This is a genomic window from Fictibacillus aquaticus (assembly GCF_002245695.1).
Lineage (GTDB): Bacteria > Bacillota > Bacilli > Bacillales > Fictibacillaceae > Fictibacillus > Fictibacillus aquaticus.
In genome coordinates this window covers 1-3417 of record NZ_NOII01000080.1, presented here as the reverse complement: position 1 = coordinate 3417, position 3417 = coordinate 1, and the positions used below count along the sequence as shown (strand labels likewise).

Here is a 3417-nt window from a genome sequence, read left to right as displayed (position 1 = left end):
AAGGAAAATGATAAAAGGAGAATAATCCGTTAAAAAGAACAACAGCTAAAATCGGATTTGATAAAAATGCACAAATACGGCGAACCACTTTTATGTGCGCAAACGGTTTAAACATCCAGGAAGGCATGCCCAGTATTAATAAAGGGGGGACCATTATATAAGTAATTGTCATCTGTATCATATGTACACTGAATAAATAATGATGTCCAATCAAACTCAATGGACTGCCTTCAGAAACCATTAATAACAGAAGGCCAGCTGAGAAAGATAGTTGCTGCTTCCATGATGCAATTTTTACTGTTGGATTCAATATTTTCATTCTATTTATGATGAGAAAATAGATTAAACCGAAACCTAGTAATGTTATCAGAATATCAAGCTGCCAAAGTTCATCTAACTGATGAAGTTTATTAAGTTGATTCATTGTGTGCTCCCCTGAAGAAAACCACCTTTATCATCTGCAGTCATCCCTTTCTTTAATTCAACTCAAAATGCATCGTATATTATTCCTCTTTCTTCCATTTCGCGCTCAGGATTTGTTGTTCAAACAAATTAGCTTTTTCTTCTTCTTTTTTTGAGTATTTCTTCATAAAAAACACAAAAAGATATGAGAAAATAACAGCTAATAACAATAATACTAAAGAAGGAAGATATTCAGTTTTGTCTTCAGGAAAATAAATATTAAACAACTTTATCACTACTTTCATTCTATTATAGATAATGCTCATATACTCATATATTCATATATAGTATATATGAATATACTTGAAATAAATAGTTTTTCAAAAAAGTACACAAATTTGTAAAATGAAATATATTATTTCCGTTTCAGAAAGGGCTGTTGACTATTTTATGAAAAGTAAAAAAATCAGACTTGTATTTAGAACATTGTTATTAATTATTATAGTGGGAGCAGTTGCCTATACTCTTTATAGTAAATTTAGTAATCAAACAAAAATAATCAATGAAGGAGACAAAGCCCCTAATTTTATTTTAAAAGATTTGAACGGTAATAGAGTTGAGCTTGAGGATTATCGTGGCCAGGGTGTCTTTTTAAACTTTTGGGGAACCTGGTGTAAACCTTGTGAGAAAGAGATGCCAGCTATGCAAAGACAATATATGTCTTTTAAAGACAAAGGGGTAACGATTTTAGCCATAAATGTGGCTGAATCTGAAATAGCAGTAAGAGATTTTATAGAAGATTATAAGTTAACTTTTTCCATTCCGATGGACAAAAACAGAGACGTTTTAAAAGCTTACGGTGTTGGAACATTGCCAGCTAGTTTTTTAATCAATAAAGAAGGTGAGATAGTGAAAATCATCACAGGTGGGTTAGACGACGCAAAAATAAATAAATTTATGGAAAGTATCCAACCATAAAACAACCATAAATTTACTCGTAAGATACTTAGATAAAGTTCTAAGTGTCTTTTTTTCACCTTTTCATACAAGAACAATAAAATGAAAAGACTCTCCTCGTTGGAGAATCTTCTCTTATGTGAATAAGGGGGATAGTTTTACTTTAACACCTATCTTTAGCAATGAAGAAATGATGAGAATTTTCAGTTAAATGTAATTTTAATGTAATGGAATATAGGGGAAATTGTTGGTGTTTTAAATAGTAGGGGGGATGTAGCGTAATGGGTTGACTTTATACAGAGCTACTTTCTATAATATGATTGAATGTTCATATATTCATTGAAAGCAGTTATAAAAAAGAAAAAGGTCTTAATTAAGAAGGAGATAATGCGCGGATGACAGATCATTCTCAAAAAAAAGAACTACTGTTAGAAGGGCTTGATTGTGCACACTGTGCTGCGAAAATTGAATCTAAGGTTCGAGAGCTTGAGGGCATTACATCCTGCTCTGTAAATTTCATGACTAAGACATTGCATATGGAAACCCATTTAAAGGATATGGAACCTGTTGTATTAAACGCAAAACAACTCATAAAAAAAATAGAACCTCATATCGAGGTTAAAGAAAAAGTGAATACTAAATCAAGTAAATTGGTATTGATCCTAAATGGATTAGATTGTGCAAATTGCGCTGGTAAAATTGAAAGAGAAGTAAAAAGTCTAAAGAGTGTGGAATCATCTTACTTAGACTTCGTTTCCAAAAAACTATCTCTTGAACTTACTGTTTCTGCTGATTTGGATCAGGTAAGGACGAAAGTAGCACAAATTGTGAAAAGGCTGGAACCTGGCGTTGAAATCACTGAAGANNCTGAAGACAGCCTAGAAAACAAGGGGATATTGGACAATGAAGAAGGAAACCGGCAGACCAAACGAATGATTACTCGACTTGGTTTTGGAATTGGGTTCTTATCTACAGCTTTATTTTCTGATTTTCCGTTCCCGCTAGAACTTATTCTTTTTCTCCTCTCATATTTTATTGTTGGAGGAGACATCCTTCTGAAGGCAATAAGAAACATTAAAAGAGGTCAAGTGTTTGATGAAAACTTTTTAATGACGATTGCGACAATTGGAGCCTTTGCCATAGGTGAGTTTCCAGAAGGTGTAGCTGTAATGCTCTTCTATCAAGTGGGTGAACTGTTCCAAAGTATTGCTGTGAACCGGTCTCGAAAATCGATAAGTGCACTAATGGATATCAGGCCCGATTATGCAAATAAAAAATTCGAATTTGAAACTCGTCGCGTATCACCTGAAGAGGTTAATGTTGGAGACATCATAATCATCAAACCTGGTGAGAAGGTGCCACTTGATGGGAAGATTGTTGAAGGCAGTTCCATGGTTGATACATCTGCACTGACGGGAGAATCTGTACCACGTGAAGTGGAGACGGACAGTGATGTCTTGAGTGGGTTTATCAATAAAAACGGTGTTCTCACAGTTGAAGTGAAAAAAGTATTTGAGGAATCTACAGTCTCAAAGATTTTAGATCTTGTTCAGAATGCCAGCAGCAGAAAAGCACAAACCGAAAATTTCATCACAAAGTTTGCGCGTTATTATACTCCATTTGTAGTGATAACGGCGGTGCTTCTTGCGCTTATTCCTCCTCTTGTCATTCAGGGGGCTTCGTTTTCAGACTGGATTTATAGGGCGCTCGTTTTCTTAGTCATTTCTTGTCCATGTGCGCTGGTAGTCTCTATTCCGCTCGGTTTTTTTGGAGGAATTGGTGGAGCTTCTAAAAGAGGAATATTAATTAAGGGGAGTAATTATCTTGAAGCATTAAACGATGTCAAATATGTTGTATTTGATAAAACAGGTACATTAACCCAGGGTGTTTTCGATGTTACGGGTATTTATCCCAATGGTAATCTTTCGAAGGAAGAGATTTTAGAATACGCTGCATATGCGGAGGTTCATTCAAATCATCCGATCGCTCTTTCCATAAAAAAAGAGTATGGAAAAGATGTGAATGAAAGTAAGATTCAAAATTACAATGAAATTTCAG

Annotated in this window: 3 protein-coding genes; 2 read left to right on the top strand and 1 reads right to left on the bottom strand. The window is 34.6% G+C overall.

Annotated elements, in window-relative coordinates:
* Nucleotides 1-424: cytochrome c oxidase assembly protein (locus CGZ90_RS19980; protein WP_205727431.1), on the bottom strand; the 424-nt coding region annotated here is incomplete at its 3' end.
* Between the two features lie 428 nt (nt 425-852).
* Between CGZ90_RS19980 and resA the strand changes: the two genes are divergently transcribed.
* Together resA and CGZ90_RS19965 are read left to right on the top strand one after the other, a co-directional pair.
* On the top strand, nt 853-1380 hold the full coding sequence (resA, locus tag CGZ90_RS19970) for a thiol-disulfide oxidoreductase ResA (RefSeq protein ID WP_094254231.1): 528 nt from the start codon (nt 853-855) through the stop codon (nt 1378-1380).
* A gap of 374 nt (nt 1381-1754) precedes the next feature.
* Nucleotides 1755-3417, top strand: a 1663-nt coding sequence (locus CGZ90_RS19965; RefSeq protein ID WP_094254230.1) for a heavy metal translocating P-type ATPase, incomplete at its 3' end; no start/stop codon positions are given.